Origin of the sequence: Cupriavidus gilardii, assembly GCF_013347325.1 — a bacterium.
Classification (GTDB): Bacteria; Pseudomonadota; Gammaproteobacteria; order Burkholderiales; family Burkholderiaceae; genus Cupriavidus; species Cupriavidus gilardii.
In genome coordinates this window covers 2,336,812-2,357,224 of the sequence record NZ_CP054626.1, presented here as the reverse complement: position 1 = coordinate 2,357,224, position 20,413 = coordinate 2,336,812, and the positions used below count along the sequence as shown (strand labels likewise).

The window sequence follows — 20,413 nt, the reverse complement described above, 5'->3', positions numbered from 1 at the left end:
CCGGCCGCCGGATTGGCGGTCGGGCCCCTGGCACGCCCTGAAGAAACAAGCAGGGAGGCTACTTGCTCGCCAGGACCTGGACGGGTGCCAGGTCGGTAGCGCCGTCTTCAGCGGTGTCGTCCGCTTCTTCCGGCACCGGCGCGCCGATCGCGCCTTCGCTTTTGGCGACGACGGTCGTGGCAATGGCGTTACCGAGCACGTTGGTGACGGTACGGCCCATATCGAGCACATGGTCGATGCCCAGCACCAGCAGGATGCCGGCCTCAGGCAGGCCGAACATCGGCAACACGGCGGCGACCACCACCAGCGAGGCGCGCGGCACGCCGGCGATGCCCTTGCTGGTGACCAGCAGCACCAGCAGCATCGTGATCTGCTGGGTCAGTGTCAGCTCGATGCCATAGACCTGCGCGACGAACAGCGCCGCGAACGAGGTGTACATGATCGAGCCGTCGAGGTTGAACGAGTAGCCGAGCGGCAGCACGAAATTGGTGATGCGCTCCTTGACGCCGAAGCGGGTCAGCTGGTCGATCACCTTCGGATAGGCCGACTCGCTGCTGGCGGTGGCAAAGCCGATCATCAGCGGCGCGCGCAGCGTCTTGAGCAGGCGGAACACGTCGCGGCCGAGGAATAGATAGCCGCCGAAGATCAGCGCGGCCCACAGCAGCGCCAGCGACAGGTACAGGCTGCCGAGCAGCTTGGCGTAGACGGTCAGCACGCCCAGGCCTTCGGCGGTGATCACCGCGGCGATGGCGCCGAACACGCCGACCGGGGCGAACGCCATCACATAGTTGGTGACCTTCAGCATCACCTTGGCCAGGCCCTCGATCGCGGCCAGCAGCGGCTTGCCGGGACCGTCCTTGACCGCGCCCAGCGCAAAGCCGAAGAACAGCGAGAACACCACGATCTGCAGGATCTCGTTGCTCGCCATCGCCTCGGCGATGCTCTTCGGGAACATGTGGGTGACGAAGTCGCGCAGGTTCAGCGCGCCGGTCTTCAGGTTCGAGGTGGCGTCGGCGGGCGGCAGCGGCAGGTTCATGCCATGGCCCGGCGTCAGCAGGTTGGCCATCACCAGGCCCAGCAGCAGCGAGGTCACCGAGGCGATCACGAACCAGCCCATCGCCTTCATGCCGATCCGGCCCACCGCCTTGCCGTCGCCCATGCTGGCGATGCCGCTGACCAGCGTGGCGAACACCAGCGGGCCGATGATCATCTTGATCATCCGCAGGAACACGTCGGTCAGGATCGACAGATGACCGGCGATCGATTTGGCCGCGGCCGCGTCGGGCGCGAGGTGGTGCGCGGCGGTGCCGGCCAGCAGGCCGAGCAGCATGGCGAACAGGATCAGGGTAGGCAGTCGGTTCAGTTTCATCGTGATTCAAACCTGAGGCGTCCGGCGCGGGCCGGACAGCTTGGGAAACGAAAGACGCGCAAGGCGGCGCACCGCCCCGCACAGGTCGGCGGACGCCGAGGCGCCCGCGGCAACGCGCGCCCGCTTCAGGGCAGCGGGCGCGGACGCGGTCGAGAACGCTGTGTGGGCCAGGCGGGCAGGGTGGGGGCAGCCATGTCGTTTCCTCCATCGTTGTGGCGCAGCCGGGTGGCAGCGGCGCTATAGATGGGGGCCCTAGTTCGCACGTGGCGTGCCAGCTTGCGAAGGCGGAGGGCGCCTTGCAAGTGCTTGAAACGAAAAGAAAAAGTTCGAGGCTTCGGCGACAGCGTTCGGATTTCCGGCAGCGCGTGCAGTCGGCGTGTTCGGATTTCCGAACGGCGCGCCCGTCGCCCCCGATGCCTCAGGGCGACGACGACATCCCGGCGTCGCGGCCCGGGCGCCGCCACGCGCCGCCGGCCGGTCTCAGCGCGCGGGCCCGTTCCAGCAGCCGATCGAGCGCCCGCGTGGCCAAGCGCAGCGGCCACGGCACCTCGCGCCGGCAGAAGGCGATCTTGCGCACATGGCGGTCGACCTCCCACAGCCACGTCGTATGGGCCGGGAAATGTCCCACGTCGCCGGCGCGCAGCGTGCGGACCTGTCCGCCGGGGCTGGTCACGCGCACCTCGCCGTCGAGAATCAGCACGGTCTCCTCGACGCTGAAGCGCCAGGCGAAGGCGCCGGCGCTGCATTCCCACAGATGCGTGGAGGCCAGTCCGTCGCGCGCCATCGCATGCGTGGCGGCGCGCGCGTGCGGCTGGCCGGCGCGCACCCAGCCCGGTTCGATCGGACAGTCCTCCAGCGTCATGGCGTCGACGCGGCTGAACACGCCTTCGATGCGCGCGTCGTGCGCGGCGGCGGATCTGCGTGGCGGCATGGCGCGGTCTCCTGTCTGTAGCGGTAGCGCGCAAGGGCGCGGGACGGGGCTTGACCCAGCGTAGCGAGGCCGCATCCCCGGTCTCTGTGCGTTCACGCACGATGCCATCCCGCCGTGGCGGACCAAGATCGAGCCGAGGTTCTTCCGATTCGCTTGCCCGGAAACTAAAGAAGCACGCATTCCGCGTGACTTTTGCAGTTGCACACGTCGTACATTCCCGCCATCCGAGTTCGATAGTGCGCCGCACCATGCGGTGCCTCGGTCTTGTGTCTGCAGTGTATTTGCGACGTGTCGCCTGCCGACGCCGGCGCCCGTTGCGGGGAACCATCATGCCTCCAACCGGTTTTGCATCCTCCTTTGCGGGTTCCGCGCCGACCACGCCATGGCGTCAGAGCGCGCTGCCGCCGTCCCCGCCAGCCGGCAAGGTCGGCGCCGGCGCCATGTTGCTTGGCGGCGTGGTGTGCCGCATCACCGTCCACAAGGCGAAGCGGCCGTTCTCCGGGCTCGGCAAGCTCGAAGCTGCGCTCTACCCGATCTGGGGCGCGGTTGCGGCCGCGGTGGCCTCTACGCGCGCCGCGCAACTGCCCGCGCTGCTGCGCGACGGCGTGCCTCCAGGTTTCTCCACGCTGAGCGTTCGGATCGGCGCCGCGATGCCGCTGCTGGCGGCGGTGGAGATCGGCGTGGCGATCCGGCGATTCCGCTCGGTGCTCGCCAAGCGCAGCCTCCTGGATGCGCGCCTGCGGCAGACGTTCGCCGAACACAAGCTCTGCGAAGCGGCGTTGCGCCGGCGGCTGGCATCGCGCACCGAAGCCGCGCTGCCTGCCGAGCGCGCGATGCGGCGCCAGCAGCGGCAGGCACTGCGCGACGAAGGCTACCTCGACGCCTTCCTCATGCATCGTCACACGCGGGCCGAGCGCGGCGACTGCGGCGGCAAGCTGTTCCACCGCGGCTTGACGCTGGCGCGCGACGGCATCGTGCAAAGCGGCGCGGCGGGGTTCTCCGCGATCCAGACGCTCGGCCACCTGTTTCCGTTGATCGCGACCGCCTTGCCCTGGACGGGTATCGCAGGATGCGCGGCGTCGATGGCCATGTCGGCGGCGCATGTCGTCACCGGGGTCATGCAGCTGCGCGACAGCGGCAAGCAGCGCGCGGCGTTGCATCGGCGGCGCGAGCTGCTGCGGCGTTCCCCGCTCGCGGCCGCGCTGGCCGGCCTCGAGCACAACGGCGCGGCGGCGACCGTCTGCAAGGCGCAGCCGCTGTCGAGGCGGCAGCAGGCCATCGTCGGCGAGGCGGACTCCGAGTCGCTGCAGCAGACGGCGGCGTTCTATCGCACCGCGATGCAGTACTGCGACGGCCGGCTCGGCAAGGCCATCGACAATGCCAACCGGGAGGGCCGCAACGCGAAGTTTCGGATCGCTTACGGCGCCGGCACGCTGGCGGTCAACGGCACGGTGCTCGGCCTGACGGTGGCCGCGCTGACCACGTTGACCGCGGCCACGGCCGGCATGGGGCTGGCGGTGGTCGGCGGGGTTCTCGGCGTGTGCTGGCTCGTCTTCGCGGTGTCCAAGATGTATCGGTGGTACAAGGACCGGCGCGAGTTGCAGGCGGCCGCGCGGACGGCCCGGCGGACGCTGCGGCCCGCCGGCGGCAACGACGCCGCCGCCGCCAAGGCGATCGGCACGGCCTGCGCGCAGATCGATGCCGGCAACGCCGACGCGCATCGTCATCTGATCGCGATGCGTGTGATGCAGCATCTGCAGGCGCGCGGTTCCGCGCAAGCGCTGGCCGAGCGCAGCCTGGCGCGCGCGCTGATGCGCACGCTCGGAGCCGATGCCGAAGTCGTGGCCGCGATCGAGGCCGCGCAGACCCCCGAGCAATGCCGGCTGGCGCTGAAGCTGGTGCAGCGCCATCTCGACGGACGCTGCATCGATCCGGCGCGCGCGCAGCAGGCCGCGCCGGTGCGCGAAGCCGACGGCGCGTCGGAATCGTCGGAGTCGGTGGAGTCGGTGGAGTCGTTGGAGGAGACGCAGTGCGACGCAGGACACGCTGCGCGGCAGGACGACGCCCGCACGCCGCTGTTGCGCCGGCTGGCAGACGGCGCCATTGCCGCTGCCAGCCACGGCTGAACCGCCGGGGCAGCGGCGGCAAGCTGCGCTATCTCGGCTGGCGCTGCGCCGTCTCGCCTGGCGTGCCGCTGGCGCAGCGCGCCAGGTAGTCCTCCAGCGGCATCGGCCGTCCGATTGCATAGCCCTGCGCATAGTCGACGCCGATCTCGCGCAGCACGTCCAGCGTCGCTTCGTCCTCGACCGACTCGGCCACGGTGTGGATGCCGAGCCGGTGGCCGATGTCGTTGATCGAGCTGACGATCTCCCGATCGACGGCGCTGCTGGCCAGATGGCGGATGAAGCTGCCGTCGATCTTCAGGTAGTCGACCGGGAACTGCTTCAGATAGGCAAACGACGACAGGCCGGCGCCGAAGTCGTCCAGCGCCATCGTGCAGCCGGCCTTGCGCATCTCGGCGACCAGCCGGTTGGCCGCCGCCATGTTGTTGATCAGCGCGGTCTCGGTGATCTCCAGGCGGATGCGGCTGGCCGGCAGCACCGAGTTCGACAGCTCGGCATGCAGGAAGGGCAGCAGGAAGGGCTCGCCCAGCGAATTGGCCGACAGGTTGATCGACACCGACAGCCCCGGCACCGCCAGCAGCCGCGCGCCGAAATCGCGCAGCACATGCTGGATGACCCAGCGGTCCACATGGCCCATCAGGTCGTAGCGCTCGGCCGCCGGAATGAAGGCGCCAGGCATCACCAGGCTGCCGTGCTCGTCGACCATGCGGACCAGGATCTCGATATGCGATGCGGGCGGCGATGCCGGCGATGACGCAGGCAATGCTGCCGGCGGCGTCGATCCGGACCCCGGCGCCAGCGCGCGGATCTCCTGCGCGAACAGCCGGAAGCGGTTGGCCTCCAGCGCCGAATGGATGCCCGCGGCGACCTGCAGCTCGCGATGGTGGCGGCGCGCGTCGCTCTCGTCGCGGCGATAGACCGAGACGCGGTTGCGGCCCGCGGCCTTGGCGGCGTAGCACGCCACGTCGGCACGGCTCATCAGCTCGCCCAGCGGCGGCGCCTCGCGGTCGATCGCGGTGATGCCGACGCTGGCGCCGACGTCGTAGACCCGGCCTTCCCACGGGAAACGGCGCGCACGGATCGCGTCGATGACCTTCAGGCAGACGCGCTCGCCCTGGTCCACCGAGCAGTTGCGCAGCAGCAGCGCGAATTCGTCGCCGCCGAGCCGCGCCAGCAGGTCGTTGGGCCGCACCTGGCTGCGGATCACGTGACCCAGCTCCCGCAGCAGCACGTCGCCGGCGGCATGGCCCGCGGTGTCGTTGACGATCTTGAAGCGGTCCAGATCGATGAAGCACAGCGCATGGTGCTGGTCGAACTCGCGCGCGGACTCGCAGGCCTCGCGCAGGCGCTGCTCGAACCAGATGCGATTGGGCAGCCCGGTCAGCGCGTCGTGCATCGCCGAATGCGCGAGCTTGCGCTGCAGCGCGCGGGCGGCCGTGATGTCCTGGAACACCAGCACCGCGCCGATCACGTCGCCGCGCGGCGTCAGCACCGGCGCGGCGGAGTCCTGCACGTCGTGGCGCTCGCCGTGGCGGCTGATCAGCACCGCGCCGTCCTCCAGATAGACCGGCCGCAGCGTCTGCAGGCACTTGGCGACCGGGCAGGCAATCGGCTGGCCGCTGGTTTCGTCGACGACGTGAAAGACCGTGGCCAGCGGCCGGCCGTCGGCCTCGGCCATGGTCCAGCCAGTCAGCTGCTCGGCGATCGGATTGATGAAGGTGATGCGCAGCGAGGCATCGGTGCAGATCACCGCGTCGCCGATCGATCGCAACGTGATATGCAGCCGCTCCTTCTCCTCGAACAGCGCCTCGGTCAGGCGGCGGTGCTCGGTGATGTCCCAGTTGGTGCCGACCATCGACAGGGCCGTGCCATCGTCGGCGCGCGAGACCACCGCCATCGCGCGGATATGCCGCACCTGGCCGTCGGGCCGCAGGATCCGGTACTCGGTATCGAAGGGCTGCGCGCCCTTGACGGCCTGACGCATCTCGTGCCGGGCGCGCGCCACGTCGTCGGGATGCACCAGCGCGATCCAGCCGTCGAGGTCCGGCGCGCCATCGGCGGCGGCGGTGCCATGCAGCGCGTGCATGCGGCGGTCCCAGGACAACGTGCCGGCGGCGATGTCCCATTCCCAGATGCCGACCCGGCCCGCCTCGACCGCCAGTTCGGTGCGCCGCGACAGCGCCTCGAGCCGCTGCTGCGCCAGCTTGTGTTCGTGGATATCCTCGACCTGCGCGATGAAATGCAGCGGCGCGCCGCTGGCCTCGTCGCGCACCAGCGACACCGCCAGCAGCGTCCAGATGAAGTTGCCATCCTTGCGCCGGTAGCGCTTCTCCATGCGGTAGCTGTCGATGTCGCCGGCGACCAGCCGATCGAGCTGCGCCAGATCGGCAGCCAGGTCGTCCGGGTGCGTGATCTGCTGGAACGGGATGCGGCTGAGTTCGGTCGCGCTGTAGCCGAACAGCTCGCAGATCGCGCGGTTGACCTGCTGCCAGCGGCCATCGACGCTGACCAGCGCCATGCCGATCGCCGAATGGTGCATCGCCTGGCGGAAGCGCCGTTCGCTGCCGCGCAGCTCGCTGCGGTCGCGCCGATTCTGCTCGCTCAGATAGGCAATGCAGACCGGGAACACCAGGATCAGGCTGGTCGACAGCTTCATCGCGTGGGTGAGGAACTGCGGCGCGTCGACCAGCCCGGCCTGTGCGGCGGCCAGTCCCAGCATCACCGTGACCAGCATCGACAGCAGCGTCAGCAATGCGGTGGCGAACGGGTTGGTAAACAGCGCGGCGACCACCAGCGGCAGCGACAGCACGCCGAACGGATCGTGCGTTTGCACCACCGCGAGGCCGCCGACGGTGGCGGTCAACAGCAGCAGCCCGGCCACGCGCGGCAGCCGCGTGCGTGGAAACGTGTCGCGCAGACGCTCGCGCGAGTAGGTGACCGACAGCGGCACCAGCATCAGCATGCCCATCGCGTCGGCACTCCACCAGGTCGACCAGATGCCGGCGAAGGGCTGGCCGTAGGCGATCGAGATTGCGGCGGCGCCGATGGTAGCGCCGATCACCGGGGCCAGCGTGCAGGTCGCGCCCAGCATCAGCGCGAAGCGGGCCAGCGGCACCGCGCTGGCCCGGCCGATGCCGCCGCTGATGCTCGGTGCCAGCCACGCGACGAACAGGATCTCCGCGATATTGGAAGCGCCCAGCACCAGCGCGAGCCACCAGGGGTCGCCGAACATCGCATTGGCGGCAATGCCCGCCACCAGCATGCCGGCCAGCATCCAGGCGCGCTCGCGCGGCGGCTGGTGCAGCGTCACGCCGGCGCCGAAGGCCGTAGCCAGCCAGACGATGGCGGCATTGCCCGGATAGCGCGTCAGCGCGATGCCGGCGACGGCCAGCAGGAAGAACAGCGCGGACGCAAGCGAGACGCGCTGCCAGCGGGGCAGGGCGGGCAGGGTCGGTTCCGGATCGGACGTCATGGGAGCGTGGGTTGGCGCATGGCGTGGTGCCGGCGGCGGGCGGACAAGGTGCGGGGCCAGGGGTGTCCCCCGCCATGCGGCGCGGTGCCGGGCAATAGGGGACCATGCCGGACGCGGGTCCGGCAGCATCGGGCGACTATAGCGTCAGGCCGATGTCGGCCAAGCGCCGATAAGGCGCAAAGTCGGGGCGCATTTGGGGATGGCGTTGGGCGGCGTTTTGAGGTAGGCGGGCCTGGTAGTGCGGCGATTGCGGGGTTTGGGGCACGGATTGAGGCGCGGATTGAGGCGCGGATTGGGGCGGGGATTGGGGCGGGGATTGGGGCGGGGATTGGGGCGGGGATTGGGGTGGGGATTGGGGTGGGGATTGGGGCGGGGATTGGGGCGGGGATTGGGGCGGGGATTGGGGCGGGGATTGGGGCGGGGATTGGGGTGGGGATTGGGGGTGGGGATTGGTGCGGCGTTTGGCGTGGGGATTGGTGCGGCGTTTGGCGTGGGGATTGGTGCGGCGTTTGGCGTGGGGATTGGTGCGGCGTTTGGGCGGAGATTGGCGCGGCGATTACCTCGCAGGTCATCGCATTGCGCACGGCCGGCGACGATGATGAAGCCATCGCAACCGCTTCCTCTTTTTCTTCCCTTCGCCTTTCCCCCTGAACCCTACGGAGATCGACCATGCAAACCGTCCAACCGACCCGCCTGCTGCGCCATGTCCTTCTCGCCGACGCCATCGTCAGCGGCCTGATGGGCCTGCTGATGGTGTTCGACGCCAACGTGCTGTCGAACTGGTTCGCCATTCCGGCGTCCTGGCTGCGCTATGCCGGCCTGGTGCTGCTGCCCTATGCCGCGATCGTCGGCCTGCTGTCGACGCGCAATCCGATGCCGCGCGCGCTGGTGCTGGCCGTGATCGTCTGCAATGCACTGTGGGCCATCGACTGCATGCTGCTGCTGGTCACCGGCTGGCTGTCGCCGACCTGGCTCGGCAGCGCCTTCGTGCTGCTGCAGGCCTGGGGCGTGGCGGTGTTCGCCTGCCTGCAATGGGTCGGCCTGCGCCGCGCGCAGGGCCGGCGCAGCGCGATGGCCTGAGCGCTGCGGCTTGACGCCTTGCCCACGCCGCCCGCCGATGCGGGCGGTTTTTATTTTTGCCCCCGCTCAATTCGCCATCGAGTTGCCCTCTGGCCAGGCCCAACACGAGTGAGGGGCCAGCAGTCCAGACGGCGGTTGCGGCGTTCCCCGTTCGGCGCACCTTGCCATCTGGAGCCGATCGACTATTGCGCATCGCGCCCGGAATTATCCATAATTATCCGGTGTCGGTATAATTATACGAATCGCGTATAATTTGGTGTAATGCCATGAAGCTCACGGACCTCTGGCACTTTCCTCGGCCTCAACTCGCCCGGTCATATCTTGCGGCCCTGAACGCGGGAATCCTTGCCTCGTTGACCATCTTCGCGCCACGGCGTACGGGGAAGACCGTGTTCCTGCGGCATGACTTGACCCCGGCCGCGGAGAAGGATGGCTACCTTGTCGTTTATGTGGATCTCTGGCAGACCAGGCAGACTCCGGGTGCCGCACTATTGCATGCCCTGGAGACTGCCAAGACGTCGAGGACGTTCGCCGGCAGGCTGAAGGCGAAACTATCGCCTTCGATCAAGTCCATCAAGGGGAGGGCATCCGTCGGCGCCGGATCGGTCGAAGGGACGATCGAGTTGGGCGACGAGAAGGGGCGGCTGGCCGTCGACATGGCGCTGCGACTCGATGACCTGCTTGGCCGCCTGACAAACGATAGCCAGGTTCTGTTGCTGATCGACGAGGCCCAGTCTCTGGGGCGCAGTGAGGAGGGCGAGGATCTGGCGCGTGCCCTGCGCACGGCCCTGACGAAGTACAACAAACGGCTCCGCGTTGTGTTCACCGGCTCGTCCCGCACCCAACTGGGTCACGTCTTTACCGATACGCGGGCTCCGCTCTACTCGGCCGGCCACCCGCTCCAGGACTTTCCGCTGTTGGACGATGATTTTGTGGAGTTCGTTGCCAAGCAGTTTGCCGCCTCCACGGGCCGCACATTCGATCTGAAAAAGGCGAAGGCAGCGTTCAAGCAGTTCCATCAGCGCCCCGAGCCCCTGCTCGAAGTCGCCGTGACGCTCATGATGCAGCCGAAGATGAGCTTCGCCAAGGCGGTCGCCCTGCAACTGGAGAAGCTGGCGCTGGCCGAGAATCACGAGGCTACGTGGGCTAAGCTGACCGCCCTGGAACGCCTTCTGGTGGCGGAGTTTGCGAACAACCCGGCCGTCAAGCCTTTCGCTCGCTCGCTGCTCGCAGCCTTCAGGGAGCAACTTGGAATCGAGGTCCTTGGCGCTGCGCACGTGCAGAAGGCGCTCGCACGCCTTGATGAGAAGGGCGTCGTGTCAAAGTCGCCTCGCGGCTCGTACGAATTCGAGAACGAGAACTTTGGCGCCTGGGTTCGGAACCTGGCGGATGCTCCCTAGTTGGCGCAATAGCCTTCGCGCATCCGTACATGCCCTTGGCAGCTGCGAGGATTGACGCGGCCATCGCACGCACGAAGGCTTCGCGGGCGGGCCCCCAGCGGCCTTGGCGGCCCGAACGCTCAATCTGACACCAGACTGTCATCAACCTTGCACCGCGCTGACGGCAACGTGACGGCAACGATCCGGGGACAAACAAACGCGCGGCTTTGCACTATGCTTGCCTGGTTTTCGCGCCCCCGGCATTCCGCCCCCTGTCGCGGCGCGCGTCGCTGACAGTCCGGAAAAGGGGGGGCGGCACGACAAGGAACGATCCCCATGACGATGCTGGAAATCAACGGCAAGCCGATGCAGGTGGACGCCGATCCGAGCACGCCGCTGCTGTGGGCGCTGCGCGATCAGCTGCAGATGACCGGCACCAAGTTCGGCTGCGGCATCGCGGCCTGCGGCGCCTGCACGGTACACATGAACGGCCAGCCGATCCGCGCGTGCGTGACGCCGATCTCCGCGCTGCAGGGCGCGCGTATCACGACGATCGAAGGCGCCGGCACCGACAAGGTCGGCCGCGCGGTGCTCGATGCCTGGGTCAGGAACGACGTATCGCAGTGCGGCTATTGCCAGAACGGGCAGGTGATGAGCGCGATCGGGCTGCTGCGCAACAAGCGCAAGCCGACCGATGCCGATATCGATCAGGCGATGGCCGGCAACCTGTGCCGCTGCGGCACCTATCAACGGATCCGCGCCGCCATCAAGGACGCGGCGCGCACGCTGGGCTGATCCGGGGCCGGGAGACATCATGCAAATGCAACGACTTGGAGCGCGGATTGCCGCGCTATCCGGCGCCGCCGCCTCGGGCTCGCACGATGCGCCGGCAGCCGGCATCGACCGGCGCACCTTCCTGAAGCTGACCGGCATCGCGGGCGGCGGACTGGCGCTGGGCATCGTGCCGCCGGGCGCGGCCCACGCCGAGGAGGCTGCGGCAGCCGTGCCCGCCGCCAAGGGTCCGGCCGCCGCGCCACAGGCCTTCATCGTGATCGCGCCCGACAACACCGTGACGATCGCCGTCAACCGGCTTGAATTCGGCCAGGGCGTGCATACCGCGCTGCCGATGATGTTGGCCGAGGACCTCGACGTCGACTGGCGCAACGTCCGCGCGGTGCTGGCCCCGGCCGGCGATCCGTACAAGGATCCGGCGATGGGGATTCAGATGACCGGCGGCTCGACCGCGGTCAAGCACTCGTACCAGCAGTATCGCGAGCTCGGTGCCCGCGCCCGCGCGATGCTGATCGCCGCGGCAGCGCAGCGGTGGGCGGTCGAGCCGTCGGCGTGCACCACCGCGAATGGCGTGGTCACGGCCGGCAACCGCCGCGCGACCTATGGCGAGCTCGCGCAGGCCGCGATGGAGATGCCGGTGCCGCAGCAGGTCACGCTGAAGGATCCGTCGCGCTTCGCGCTGATCGGCAAGCCGACGCCGCGGCTGGATACGCGCGGCAAGCTCGACGGCTCGGTCGGCTTCGGCATCGATACGCAGCTCGACAACCTGCGGGTCGCCGTGGTCGCGCGGCCGCCGCGCTTTGGCGGCAAGGTGCGCCGCTTCAATGCCGAGGCGGCGCGCGCGATCCAGGGGGTAGTCGAGGTGTTCGAGGTGCCGACCGATGGCGGCGGCACTGGCGTTGCCGTGGTCGCCACCGGCTATTGGCCCGCGAAGCAGGGGCGCGATGCGCTGCAGGCCGAATGGGACGACAGCGGCTCGACGGTATCGAGCGCGGCGCTGTACGAGGAATACGCCAAGCTGGCGCGCCAGCCAGGCAGGACGCCGCGCGCCGATGCTTTCGACCTGGCCGGGGCCGTGCGCACCGTCGAGGCCGAGTACCGCTTCCCCTATCTGGCGCACGCGCCGATGGAGCCGCTGAACTGCACGATGCAGGCTGAGGTGGCCGGCGGCAAGCCGGCCCGCGTCAAGGTCTGGGCCGGCACGCAGTTCCAGACCGTCGACCACGGCGCGCTGGCCAAGGCCTTCGGCCTGCCGCCCGAACAGGTGTCGGTGGTCACGATGATGGCCGGCGGCGGCTTCGGCCGGCGCGCGGTGCCGACCTCCGACTATCTGGTCGAAGCCGCGCAGCTGATGCGCGCCTGGGTCGCCAAGGGCCATCGCGAGCCGGTCAAGGTCATCTGGAGCCGCGAGGACGATATCCGCGGTGGCTACTACCGGCCGCTGCATCTGCACCATGCGCGCATCGGCATCGATGCGCAGGGCAAGGTGCTGGGCTGGGAGCACGCAATCGTCGGCCAGTCGCTGACGATGGGCTCGCCGTTCGAGGCCTTCCTGGTCAAGGACGGCGTCGACCATACGATGACCGAGGGCATCGTCGATCATGACTATGGCTTCCCGCTGCGGCTGTCGGTCCATCACCCGAAGGTGCAGGTGCCGGTGCTGTGGTGGCGCTCGGTCGGCCATACGCACACCGCGTTCGTCAAGGAGACGCTGATCGACGAACTGGCGACGGTGGCCAAGCAGGACCCGGTCGCCTACCGACTCGCCCGGCTCGATCCGGTCAAGGGCGCGCGGCAGCGCGCGGCGCTGCAGCTGGCGGTCGAGAAGTCCGGCTACGGCAAGCGCAGGCTGCCGGCGGGCCGCGCCTGGGGCGTCGCCGTGCACCAGTCCTTCGATTCGGCGGTGGCCTATGTGGTCGAGGTCTCGCTGCGCAACGGGCAGCCGCATGTCCATCGCGTGACCGCCGGCGTGCATGCGAACCGCGTGATCAACCCGCTGTCGGCAAGCGCGCAGATCGAGGGCGGTTGCGTGTTCGGGCTGGCGATGATCCGGCCGGGCTTCGCGATCGAGATCGACAACGGCGCGGTCAGGAACAGCAATTTCGGCGACTTCCCGCCGGTGCGCATCAACGATGCGCCGCCGGTCGAGGTGCACTTCGTGCCGTCCGACGATCCGCCTACCGGGCTCGGCGAGCCCGGCGTACCGGTGATCGCGCCGGCGGTCGCCAACGCGGTGTTCAAGCTGACCGGCAAGCGCCAGCGGCAGTTGCCGTTCGTGATGGCGTAGAGGTGACGTAGATCGCGGCGGCAGCGTCGCCGATGTGAAAAGCGGCCGGCCCTGCTGAGGGACGGCCGCTTTCGTTTTGCGCGCGGCGGAGCGCTGGCCTTACAGCGCCAGGTAATGCGCCATCAGGCGCGGCATCGACATCAGCCGCACCGTTGGCGCGCCATTCGTGTCGGGCAGGGCGACGCGAATCAGGCCGGACTCGTGCGCCGACAGCCCGCCCTGGCGTGCGGCCGGGGTGCGCCGCGTCAGCGAGATCGAACCCGACACCGCGCGCTGCCCGCCGGCCGCATCGTCGAAGACCAGCGGCTGCGGCGTGTCGATCTCGACCGCCATGCTCATGCCGCGCAGCTTCAGCGCGGCCTTGCCCGAGCCGGAGCCGAAGTCGCTGCTGGCATCGAGCCGCACCTGCATGCCCTGCGTCATCGTGGTGGCACTGCTGCCGGGCCGCGTCATCATGAAGTACTGGCTGTCGGTGCGCACCAGCGGCGTCGTGCCGGCCAGCAGCGGTCCGCTGGCGCTGACCGGATCGCCGAAGGCCAGCCAGTCGGTCCACATGCCGGCCGCCTGCAGCAGCGGCTCGGTTGCGCCCGGGCGCGACAGCGCGATGCGCGCTGTCCTGCCTTGATTCATTTCCCTTCTCCCGTCCAAGGCATCGATGCGCGCCCGTTGGCAGCGACGGCCCGATGCCGGCCCGTTGTTGTGTATGGCTCTGGTATGGCTCTGTGGCCGGCGCGCGCCGCAATATCGCCGCGCCGCGCTCTGGCGCCGCGTAGGCTAGCACAGCAGCTGCGTGTGTCATCCCCCGAACGTGGCTTGCCATTGCAGGATGTGGCGCCTAATGTACGGACATGGACCCGAAGCAGGAAGCCACCCTGAGCTATGCCCTGCTGGCCGATCCGGCGCGCGCCGACATCTGCCGCGCGCTGCTGGAGGCCGGCGACGTGTGCGTGCCGGCCGCCGACGTGGCCGCCGCCGCGGGCCTGACCCTGCGTCGCGCGGGGCGGATCTTCCAGGAACTGCTGCAGGCCGACATCGTGGCGCTGACCGTGCAGGACCGGCAGGTCTGCTACAGCCTGAAGGCACGCCGCGAGATACGGCAGGCCCTCGGGTATATCGAGGACTCGGGGCTGTTGTCCTAGCGTCCTGCGTTACCAGGGCGCCGCCGCGCGGCCAGCTTCTCTGCTCCCAGCCTCCTGGCTTGCCCCCGGGCACTCTTTTCGCTTCCCCACCACCGCGCCGACCCCCGTGTCGGAAAAAATTACCGCGGCCGCGCAGGATTTGCGCATCGTTGCTGCGGCGGCGCCGTGCCCATGTCGGTTCGACATCGGACGACACCATGGACGACACCATGGACGACACCATGGACGACACCATGGACGACACCACCGATGCCGCCAAACGGGCATGGAAGCTGCATCGGCGGGCGGATGACAACCGTCTTCGCCCGCGAGCCCATGAATGTGAATGTCCGTGCCACCGCACCGGCCGGTGCCATGCCCGGCCCACCGCCCGATCCCTCGCAGGCCGTCGAAGCGACGCGCGACACCTCGGTCTGGTGGAAGAGCGCCGTGGTCTACCAGATCTACCCGCGCTCGTTCGCCGATGCGAATGGCGACGGCGTCGGCGACCTGGCCGGCATCATCGAGCGGCTCGACCATGTGCGCGCGCTCGGCGCCGACACGATCTGGCTCTCGCCGATCTATCGCTCGCCGATGGCCGATGCGGGCTATGACATCAGCGACTACTGCGACGTCGATCCGGTGTTCGGCTCGCTGGCCGATGCCGACCGGCTGATCGGCGAGGCCCACGCGCGCGGCCTGCGCGTGCTGCTCGACTTCGTGCCGAACCACACCTCGGACCAGCACCCGTGGTTCATCGAATCGCGCTCGTCGCGCGACAACCCGAAGCGCGACTGGTACATCTGGCGCGACCAGCCCAACGACTGGCGCGCGGCGCTGGGCGCCGGCAGCGCATGGACATGGGACGAGGCCACCGGCCAGTACTACCTGCATCTGTTCCTGCCGCAACAGCCGGACCTGAACTGGCGCAATCCCGAGGTCGTGCAGGCGATGCACGGCGTGCTGCGTTTCTGGCTCGACCGCGGCGTCGACGGCTTTCGCATCGACGTCGCGCATTGCACCGGCAAGGACCCGACCTTCGCCGATCATCCGCGCTGCCTGGCCGGCGAGCCGCTGGCCGACTTCAACGACGATCCCTACAGCCACGAGGTGCTGCGCGGCATCCGCAAGCTGGTCGACAGCTATCCCGGCGACCGCGTGCTGGTCGGCGAGGTCAATATCCGCTCGACCGCCACCGTGGTGCAGTACTACGGCGCCGGCGACGAGCTGCACATGTCGTTCAACTTTCCACCGCTCGATGCGCCGTGGGACCCGGTGGTGTTCCGCACCTGCATCCGCGAGGTCGATGCGCTGCTGCAGCCGGCCGAGGCTTGGCCGACCTGGGTGCTGTCGAACCACGACAACGAGCGCCATCGCACGCGCTACGGCGGCTCGATGCGCCGCGCGCGTGCCGCGGCGGTGATGCTGCTGACCCTGCGCGGCACGCCGTTCATCTTCCAGGGCGAGGAGCTGGGGCTGGAGGACGTGGTGGTCGAAGCGGGGCAGCGCGTCGATCCGGGCGGGCGCGACGGTCCGCGTGGACCGATCCCCTGGGACTTCGCGCCGCCGCATGGCTGGCGCGCGGCGCGGACCTGGCTGCCGTTCCCGCCCGAGGCCGCCACGCTGTCGGTGCAGTCGCAATGGTCGCAGCCCTCGTCGATGCTGCATCTGTACCGTACGCTGATCGCCGCGCGCCGCGCGAGCCCGGCGCTGCGGCTGGGCATTTGGGAGGAATTGCCGTCGCCGCCCGAGGTGCTGGCCTATCGCCGTCGGCATGGCGAGGACGAGCGCGTGGTCTGCATCAACTTTGCTGAGCGGCCGCTGCCGGTCGATCTCGACGGCGACTGGCGCGTCGCGATCGACAGCCTGCCCGAAGGGGCGGATCGGCGTTTCGACGGCATGCTGCAGCCCGAGCAGGCCGTGCTGCTGGAGCCGCTGTCGCTGGCGACGCGATCGCAGCGCTCGCAGCCATCGCAACCGTGAGCGTGCCAGTCGGCGCGGCGCGGCACGCTGCGCCCGCCGCCGCCGTTCAATCGTCAGGAGGGAGGACCCATGCGTTCGCTGTGGTACCGCAATGCGATCATCTACCAGATCGACGTCAGCGTATTTCGCGACGGCAATAACGACGGATGGGGCGATCTCCAGGGTCTGACGGCGCATCTCGAATACCTGCGCGGGCTCGGCGTGACCTGCATCTGGCTGTCGCCGTTCTACCAGTCGCCGTTTCGCGATGGCGGCTACGACATCACCGACCACCTCGCCGTCGATCCGCGCTTCGGCAATCTGGCCGACATGGTGGCGCTGCTGGAGAAGGCCGAGGAGCTCGGTATCCGCGTGATGGTGGAGCTGGTGGCGCACCACACGTCCGATCAGCACCGCTGGTTCCAGGAAGCGCGGCGCGACCGCAATTCGCCGTACCGCGACTACTACGTCTGGGCGGACGAACCGGTGGAGACCGACGTCAAGCCGATCTTCCCGACCGTCGAGGACAGCGTCTGGACCTGGGACGAGGAAGCGGGCCAATACTATCGGCATGCCTTCTATTCGCACCAGCCCGATCTGAACATCGCCAACCCGGCGGTGCGCACCGAGATCGAGGAGATCATGTCGTTCTGGCTGCGGCTCGGCGTATCGGGCTTCCGCATCGATGCGGCGGGGCACATGATCGACGGGGCCAAGGAAGCGGACCCGCGCGACGACGGCTTCTGGCTGCTGAACGACCTGCGCGCGTTCGCCACGCTGCGCCGCTCCGACGCGGTGCTGCTCGGCGAGGTCGACGTGCCGGCCGCGGACTACGCGCGCTATTTCGGCAAGGGCCATCGGCTGACGCTGGTGTCGAACTTCTTCCTGAACAACTTCCTGTTCCTGGCGCTTGCGCGGCAACAGGCCGAGCCGATCGAGCGCGCGCTGCGCGATCAGCCCGACCCGCCCGAGCGCGCGCAGTACGCGGTATGGGTGCGCAATCACGACGAGCTCGATCTGGAGCGGCTCAGCGAGGCGGAGCGCGAGGAGGTGATGCAGCGCTTCGCGCCGGACGAGAACATGCGGGTCTACAACCGCGGCATCCGCCGCCGGCTGCCGCCGATGCTCGATGGCGACCAGCGCCGCATCGCGCAGGTCCATGCGCTGCTGTTCTCGCTGCCCGGCACGCCGATCCTGCGCTACGGCGAGGAGATCGGCATGGGCGAGGACCTGTCGCTGAAGGAGCGCCACGCGGTGCGCACGGCGATGCAATGGTCCGACGAGGTCAATGGCGGCTTCTCGCCCGCCGATCCCGCATCGCTGCCGGTGCCGGTGATCCGCGAGGGCCCGTTCGGCTACGGCGAGGTCAATATCTACGACCAAACGCTGCGCGACGATTCGCTGCTGGCCAAGACCGGCAAGATGATCCGCGCGCGCCTCGGCATGCCCGAGATCGGCTATGGCGAATGCACGGTGATGGAGGTCGGCTGCCCGTCGGTGCTGGCGCTGCGGCACGAGCTGGACGGGCAGGTGGTGTTCACCTTCGCCAATCTGTCGGACAAGGACGTCGAGGTGAAGCTGCCCGACGTCGAGGTCGGCGAGCTGCGCGACATGCTGGTCGATGGCCCGTATCCGCCGGCGCAGACCGCGCATACGCTGAAGCTGCGTGCCTACGGCTACCGGTGGCTGCGGCAGCGGCCATGCTTCGGGCCGTGATCGGGAGCATGCGTTCGGGCAAGGACAGCGACAACCAAGGAGAAACGCGATGGAAGCGATCGGACAACGGCGCTGGGTCATTGCGGAAGGCTATCTGCCGCCGACCGACCCTGCCGCCAGCCGGCAATTGAACAGCCACGAGGCGGCCTGCCTGCTCAATACCGGCGATGCTCCGGCCCATGTCACGGTGACGATCTTCTATGCGGATCGCGAGCCCGTCGGTCCGTACCGGCTGACGGTGCCGGCGCGGCGCACGCTGCATCTGCGCTTCAACGATCTGCACGACCCCGAGCCGATCCCCGAGGACACCGACTACGCCAGCGTGATCGAGTCCGATGTGCCGATCGTCGTGCAGCACACCCGGCTCGATTCGCGCCAGGCCGCGCTCGCGCTGATGACGACGCTGGCCTATCCGGTCCCGGCCTCGGTGTCCGCCGCGTCCGGCTGACCGCGGCGCACCCGATCCCCATCCCGCCCAGGAGTCCGCCATGCCCTTGATCGGTTATCACGCCTCGCACGAACAGTTCTCGCCAGGCGATCTGCTGCGCTATGCGCGCGCCGCGCAGCTGGCCGGCTTTACCGCGCTCAGCAGCTCCGACCACTTCCATCCGTGGAGCGAGCGGCAAGGGGAGAGCGGCCATTCCTGGTCGTGGCTCGGCGCCGCGATGGCGACCGTCGACCTGCCGACGGGCGTGGTCGCCTGCCCGTTCGGGCGCTACCACCCGGCCGTGGTGGCCCAGGCCGCGGCGACGCTGGAGGCCATGTTCCCGGGCCGCTTCTGGATCGCGCTGGGCACCGGCGAGGCGCTGAACGAACACATCACCGGCCGGCCGTGGCCGCCCAAGCCCGAGCGGCAGGCGATGCTGTCCGAATCGGTGGAGGTGATGCGCGCGCTGTGGCGCGGCGAGGAGGTGACGCACCGGGGCAGCATCGTCGTCGATCGCGCCCGGCTGTACACGCTGCCGCAGCGTCCGCCGCCGATCTTCGCCGCGGCGCTGACCGAGCAGACCGCGCGCTGGGCGGGGCAGTGGGCCGACGGCCTGATCACGATCTCGGCGCCGCGCGAGACCATGCGCGCGGTCATCGACGCCTTCCGCGAGGGCGGCGGCGGAGGCAAACCGGTGCATATTCAGGCCAAGATCGCCTACGCCGACCCCACGCAGGGCGACGAGGCCGCGCGCCGCATGGCCTACGAGCAGTGGCGCACCAATGTGTTCGACAGCGAGACCGCGGCAAACCTGGCGACCCCGGCCGAGTTCGATGCCCGCGCCGGCACCGTGTCCCCGGACGACATCGAGCGCGCGGTCCGGATCTCCTGCGACGCCGCGCAGCAGGCCGCCTGGCTTGCCGAAGACCTGGCGATGGGCGCCGACGCGGTCTTCCTGCACAACGTCTGCGGCAACCAGCAGGCCTGGCTCGACGCCTGCGCGCAGACGGTGCTGCCGCAGTTGCGGGGCGGCGCCTGAGCCTGGCTGCGTCCCCCCGCAAGGCGGGGGCGGTCCGCCGTCGCGACAGACGTTCGGGGCAGCAGGCGACATCCGCCTGAAAAATTACCGGCCGCACAATACAAGAGACAATGCCCGCCCGGCCTTGCTCGGCGCGGGGCCGCGGCAAACTGCCTTCCTTTATACGGGTAAACCCGTATTCAGACCTCGTCTTGAAAACCCGAAACCCCGTCCCTATAATTAGCACTCGCCGGACGTGAGTGCTAACAGCGTGCTGTAACCTGCATCCGGCGGCCGATTTCAAGGGCCCCCGCAGTTCCGCGGCGGCCACTTTGCAAATAAATGCTCACTTGTACTAAGGAGTCCGTATGAATCTGCGTCCTTTGCACGACCGCGTGATCGTCAAGCGTCTGGACAACGAAACCAAGACCGCTTCCGGCATCGTGATTCCCGACAATGCTGCCGAGAAGCCCGATCAGGGCGAAGTGCTGGCCATCGGCCCGGGCAAGAAGGATGACAAGGGGGCGTCGATCGCCCTCGACGTCAAGGTGGGTGACCGCGTGCTGTTCGGCAAGTACGCCGGCCAGACCGTGAAGGTGGATGGCCAGGAACTGCTGGTCATGCGCGAAGAAGACATCATGGCGGTCATCAACAAGTGATGTCGCTGTCCGGGCGCCGCGCGTCCGGAACCCCCGGGGCGCACGGTTCCGCCGCTGCGGCGATCGCGCCCGGGACTTTT

The 20,413-nt window shown here is 68.9% G+C and carries 15 protein-coding genes; 11 read left to right on the top strand and 4 right to left on the bottom strand.

The features are described from left to right. Nucleotides 1–58 precede the first annotated feature (58 nt). Together FOB47_RS20770 and FOB47_RS20765 are read right to left on the bottom strand one after the other, a co-directional pair. A complete protein-coding gene (locus FOB47_RS20770) occupies nucleotides 59–1,369 on the bottom strand; it encodes a dicarboxylate/amino acid:cation symporter (RefSeq protein WP_053822287.1) in 1,311 nt (436 codons plus the stop codon). 418 nt (nucleotides 1,370–1,787) lie between these two features. Beyond that, nucleotides 1,788–2,300, bottom strand: a complete 513-nt coding sequence (locus FOB47_RS20765) for a cupin domain-containing protein (RefSeq protein ID WP_053822286.1) — start codon at nucleotides 2,298–2,300, stop codon at nucleotides 1,788–1,790. A 329-nt stretch (nucleotides 2,301–2,629) separates the two neighbouring features. On the opposite strand from FOB47_RS20765, the gene FOB47_RS20760 reads away from it, so the two are divergent. Next, nucleotides 2,630–4,426 (top strand): hypothetical protein, encoded by a 1,797-nt coding sequence (locus FOB47_RS20760; protein ID WP_174781995.1) that lies wholly within the window; start codon nucleotides 2,630–2,632, stop codon nucleotides 4,424–4,426. Nucleotides 4,427–4,454: 28 nt separating this feature from the next. On the opposite strand, the gene FOB47_RS20755 is transcribed toward FOB47_RS20760, so the two are convergent. Next, nucleotides 4,455–7,895 carry a diguanylate cyclase gene (locus tag FOB47_RS20755; RefSeq protein ID WP_174781994.1) on the bottom strand — a complete coding sequence of 1,147 codons (3,441 nt, stop codon included), beginning with the start codon at nucleotides 7,893–7,895 and terminating at the stop codon, nucleotides 4,455–4,457. 669 nt (nucleotides 7,896–8,564) lie between these two features. Here FOB47_RS20755 and FOB47_RS20750 point away from each other — a divergent pair. The 4 genes from FOB47_RS20750 (at nucleotide 8,565) to FOB47_RS20735 (ending at nucleotide 13,433) form a co-directional block, all read left to right on the top strand. Next, nucleotides 8,565–8,975: a hypothetical protein gene (locus tag FOB47_RS20750; protein ID WP_053822283.1), complete on the top strand. Its 411-nt coding sequence runs from the start codon at nucleotides 8,565–8,567 to the stop codon at nucleotides 8,973–8,975. Nucleotides 8,976–9,241: 266 nt separating this feature from the next. Continuing rightward, on the top strand, nucleotides 9,242–10,375 hold the full coding sequence (locus tag FOB47_RS20745) for an ATP-binding protein (protein WP_174781993.1): 1,134 nt from the start codon (nucleotides 9,242–9,244) through the stop codon (nucleotides 10,373–10,375). A gap of 315 nt (nucleotides 10,376–10,690) precedes the next feature. After that, on the top strand, nucleotides 10,691–11,149 hold the full coding sequence (locus FOB47_RS20740) for a (2Fe-2S)-binding protein (RefSeq protein ID WP_174781992.1): 459 nt from the start codon (nucleotides 10,691–10,693) through the stop codon (nucleotides 11,147–11,149). A gap of 25 nt (nucleotides 11,150–11,174) precedes the next feature. After that, nucleotides 11,175–13,433 carry a xanthine dehydrogenase family protein molybdopterin-binding subunit gene (locus FOB47_RS20735; RefSeq protein ID WP_390884862.1) on the top strand — a complete coding sequence of 753 codons (2,259 nt, stop codon included), beginning with the start codon at nucleotides 11,175–11,177 and terminating at the stop codon, nucleotides 13,431–13,433. A gap of 99 nt (nucleotides 13,434–13,532) precedes the next feature. Here the strand turns inward: FOB47_RS20735 and FOB47_RS20730 are convergent, their stop codons facing one another. Next, on the bottom strand, nucleotides 13,533–14,063 hold the full coding sequence (locus FOB47_RS20730) for a hypothetical protein (RefSeq protein ID WP_174781990.1): 531 nt from the start codon (nucleotides 14,061–14,063) through the stop codon (nucleotides 13,533–13,535). 218 nt (nucleotides 14,064–14,281) lie between these two features. Between FOB47_RS20730 and FOB47_RS20725 the strand changes: the two genes are divergently transcribed. The 6 genes from FOB47_RS20725 to groES all read left to right on the top strand — a co-directional run bounded on the left by FOB47_RS20725 (nucleotide 14,282) and on the right by groES (nucleotide 20,333). Then, a complete protein-coding gene (locus FOB47_RS20725) occupies nucleotides 14,282–14,572 on the top strand; it encodes a hypothetical protein (RefSeq protein ID WP_053822278.1) in 291 nt (96 codons plus the stop codon). 315 nt (nucleotides 14,573–14,887) lie between these two features. After that, on the top strand, nucleotides 14,888–16,534 hold the full coding sequence (locus FOB47_RS20720) for an alpha-amylase family glycosyl hydrolase (RefSeq protein ID WP_244959349.1): 1,647 nt from the start codon (nucleotides 14,888–14,890) through the stop codon (nucleotides 16,532–16,534). 69 nt (nucleotides 16,535–16,603) lie between these two features. Then, nucleotides 16,604–18,229, top strand: coding sequence for an alpha-amylase family protein (locus FOB47_RS20715; protein ID WP_174781989.1), 1,626 nt, complete (start codon nucleotides 16,604–16,606; stop codon nucleotides 18,227–18,229). Nucleotides 18,230–18,278: 49 nt separating this feature from the next. After that, nucleotides 18,279–18,677, top strand: a complete 399-nt coding sequence (locus FOB47_RS20710; RefSeq protein WP_053822276.1) for a sensory rhodopsin transducer — start codon at nucleotides 18,279–18,281, stop codon at nucleotides 18,675–18,677. Nucleotides 18,678–18,717: 40 nt separating this feature from the next. Further along, the gene (locus tag FOB47_RS20705) at nucleotides 18,718–19,695 is read left to right on the top strand and encodes a TIGR03885 family FMN-dependent LLM class oxidoreductase (RefSeq protein ID WP_151023418.1); all 978 of its coding nucleotides are present in this window, start codon (nucleotides 18,718–18,720) and stop codon (nucleotides 19,693–19,695) included. Nucleotides 19,696–20,042: 347 nt separating this feature from the next. Beyond that, the gene (groES, locus tag FOB47_RS20700) at nucleotides 20,043–20,333 is read left to right on the top strand and encodes a co-chaperone GroES (protein ID WP_006578153.1); all 291 of its coding nucleotides are present in this window, start codon (nucleotides 20,043–20,045) and stop codon (nucleotides 20,331–20,333) included. The last annotated feature ends 80 nt before the right edge of the window (nucleotides 20,334–20,413 follow it).

What these genes read in the sequence shown, in the direction of transcription:
- FOB47_RS20770 (WP_053822287.1), bottom strand. Translation starts at nt 1,369, where the DNA reads ATGAAACTGAACCGACTGCCTACCCTGATCCTGTTCGCCATGCTGCTC.
- FOB47_RS20765 (WP_053822286.1), bottom strand. Translation starts at nt 2,300, where the DNA reads ATGCCGCCACGCAGATCCGCCGCCGCGCACGACGCGCGCATCGAAGGC.
- FOB47_RS20760 (WP_174781995.1), top strand. Translation starts at nt 2,630, where the DNA reads ATGCCTCCAACCGGTTTTGCATCCTCCTTTGCGGGTTCCGCGCCGACC.
- FOB47_RS20755 (WP_174781994.1), bottom strand. Translation starts at nt 7,895, where the DNA reads ATGACGTCCGATCCGGAACCGACCCTGCCCGCCCTGCCCCGCTGGCAG.
- FOB47_RS20750 (WP_053822283.1), top strand. Translation starts at nt 8,565, where the DNA reads ATGCAAACCGTCCAACCGACCCGCCTGCTGCGCCATGTCCTTCTCGCC.
- FOB47_RS20745 (WP_174781993.1), top strand. Translation starts at nt 9,242, where the DNA reads ATGAAGCTCACGGACCTCTGGCACTTTCCTCGGCCTCAACTCGCCCGG.
- FOB47_RS20740 (WP_174781992.1), top strand. Translation starts at nt 10,691, where the DNA reads ATGACGATGCTGGAAATCAACGGCAAGCCGATGCAGGTGGACGCCGAT.
- FOB47_RS20735 (WP_390884862.1), top strand. Translation starts at nt 11,175, where the DNA reads ATGCAACGACTTGGAGCGCGGATTGCCGCGCTATCCGGCGCCGCCGCC.
- FOB47_RS20730 (WP_174781990.1), bottom strand. Translation starts at nt 14,063, where the DNA reads ATGAATCAAGGCAGGACAGCGCGCATCGCGCTGTCGCGCCCGGGCGCA.
- FOB47_RS20725 (WP_053822278.1), top strand. Translation starts at nt 14,282, where the DNA reads ATGGACCCGAAGCAGGAAGCCACCCTGAGCTATGCCCTGCTGGCCGAT.
- FOB47_RS20720 (WP_244959349.1), top strand. Translation starts at nt 14,888, where the DNA reads ATGAATGTGAATGTCCGTGCCACCGCACCGGCCGGTGCCATGCCCGGC.
- FOB47_RS20715 (WP_174781989.1), top strand. Translation starts at nt 16,604, where the DNA reads ATGCGTTCGCTGTGGTACCGCAATGCGATCATCTACCAGATCGACGTC.
- FOB47_RS20710 (WP_053822276.1), top strand. Translation starts at nt 18,279, where the DNA reads ATGGAAGCGATCGGACAACGGCGCTGGGTCATTGCGGAAGGCTATCTG.
- FOB47_RS20705 (WP_151023418.1), top strand. Translation starts at nt 18,718, where the DNA reads ATGCCCTTGATCGGTTATCACGCCTCGCACGAACAGTTCTCGCCAGGC.
- groES (WP_006578153.1), top strand. Translation starts at nt 20,043, where the DNA reads ATGAATCTGCGTCCTTTGCACGACCGCGTGATCGTCAAGCGTCTGGAC.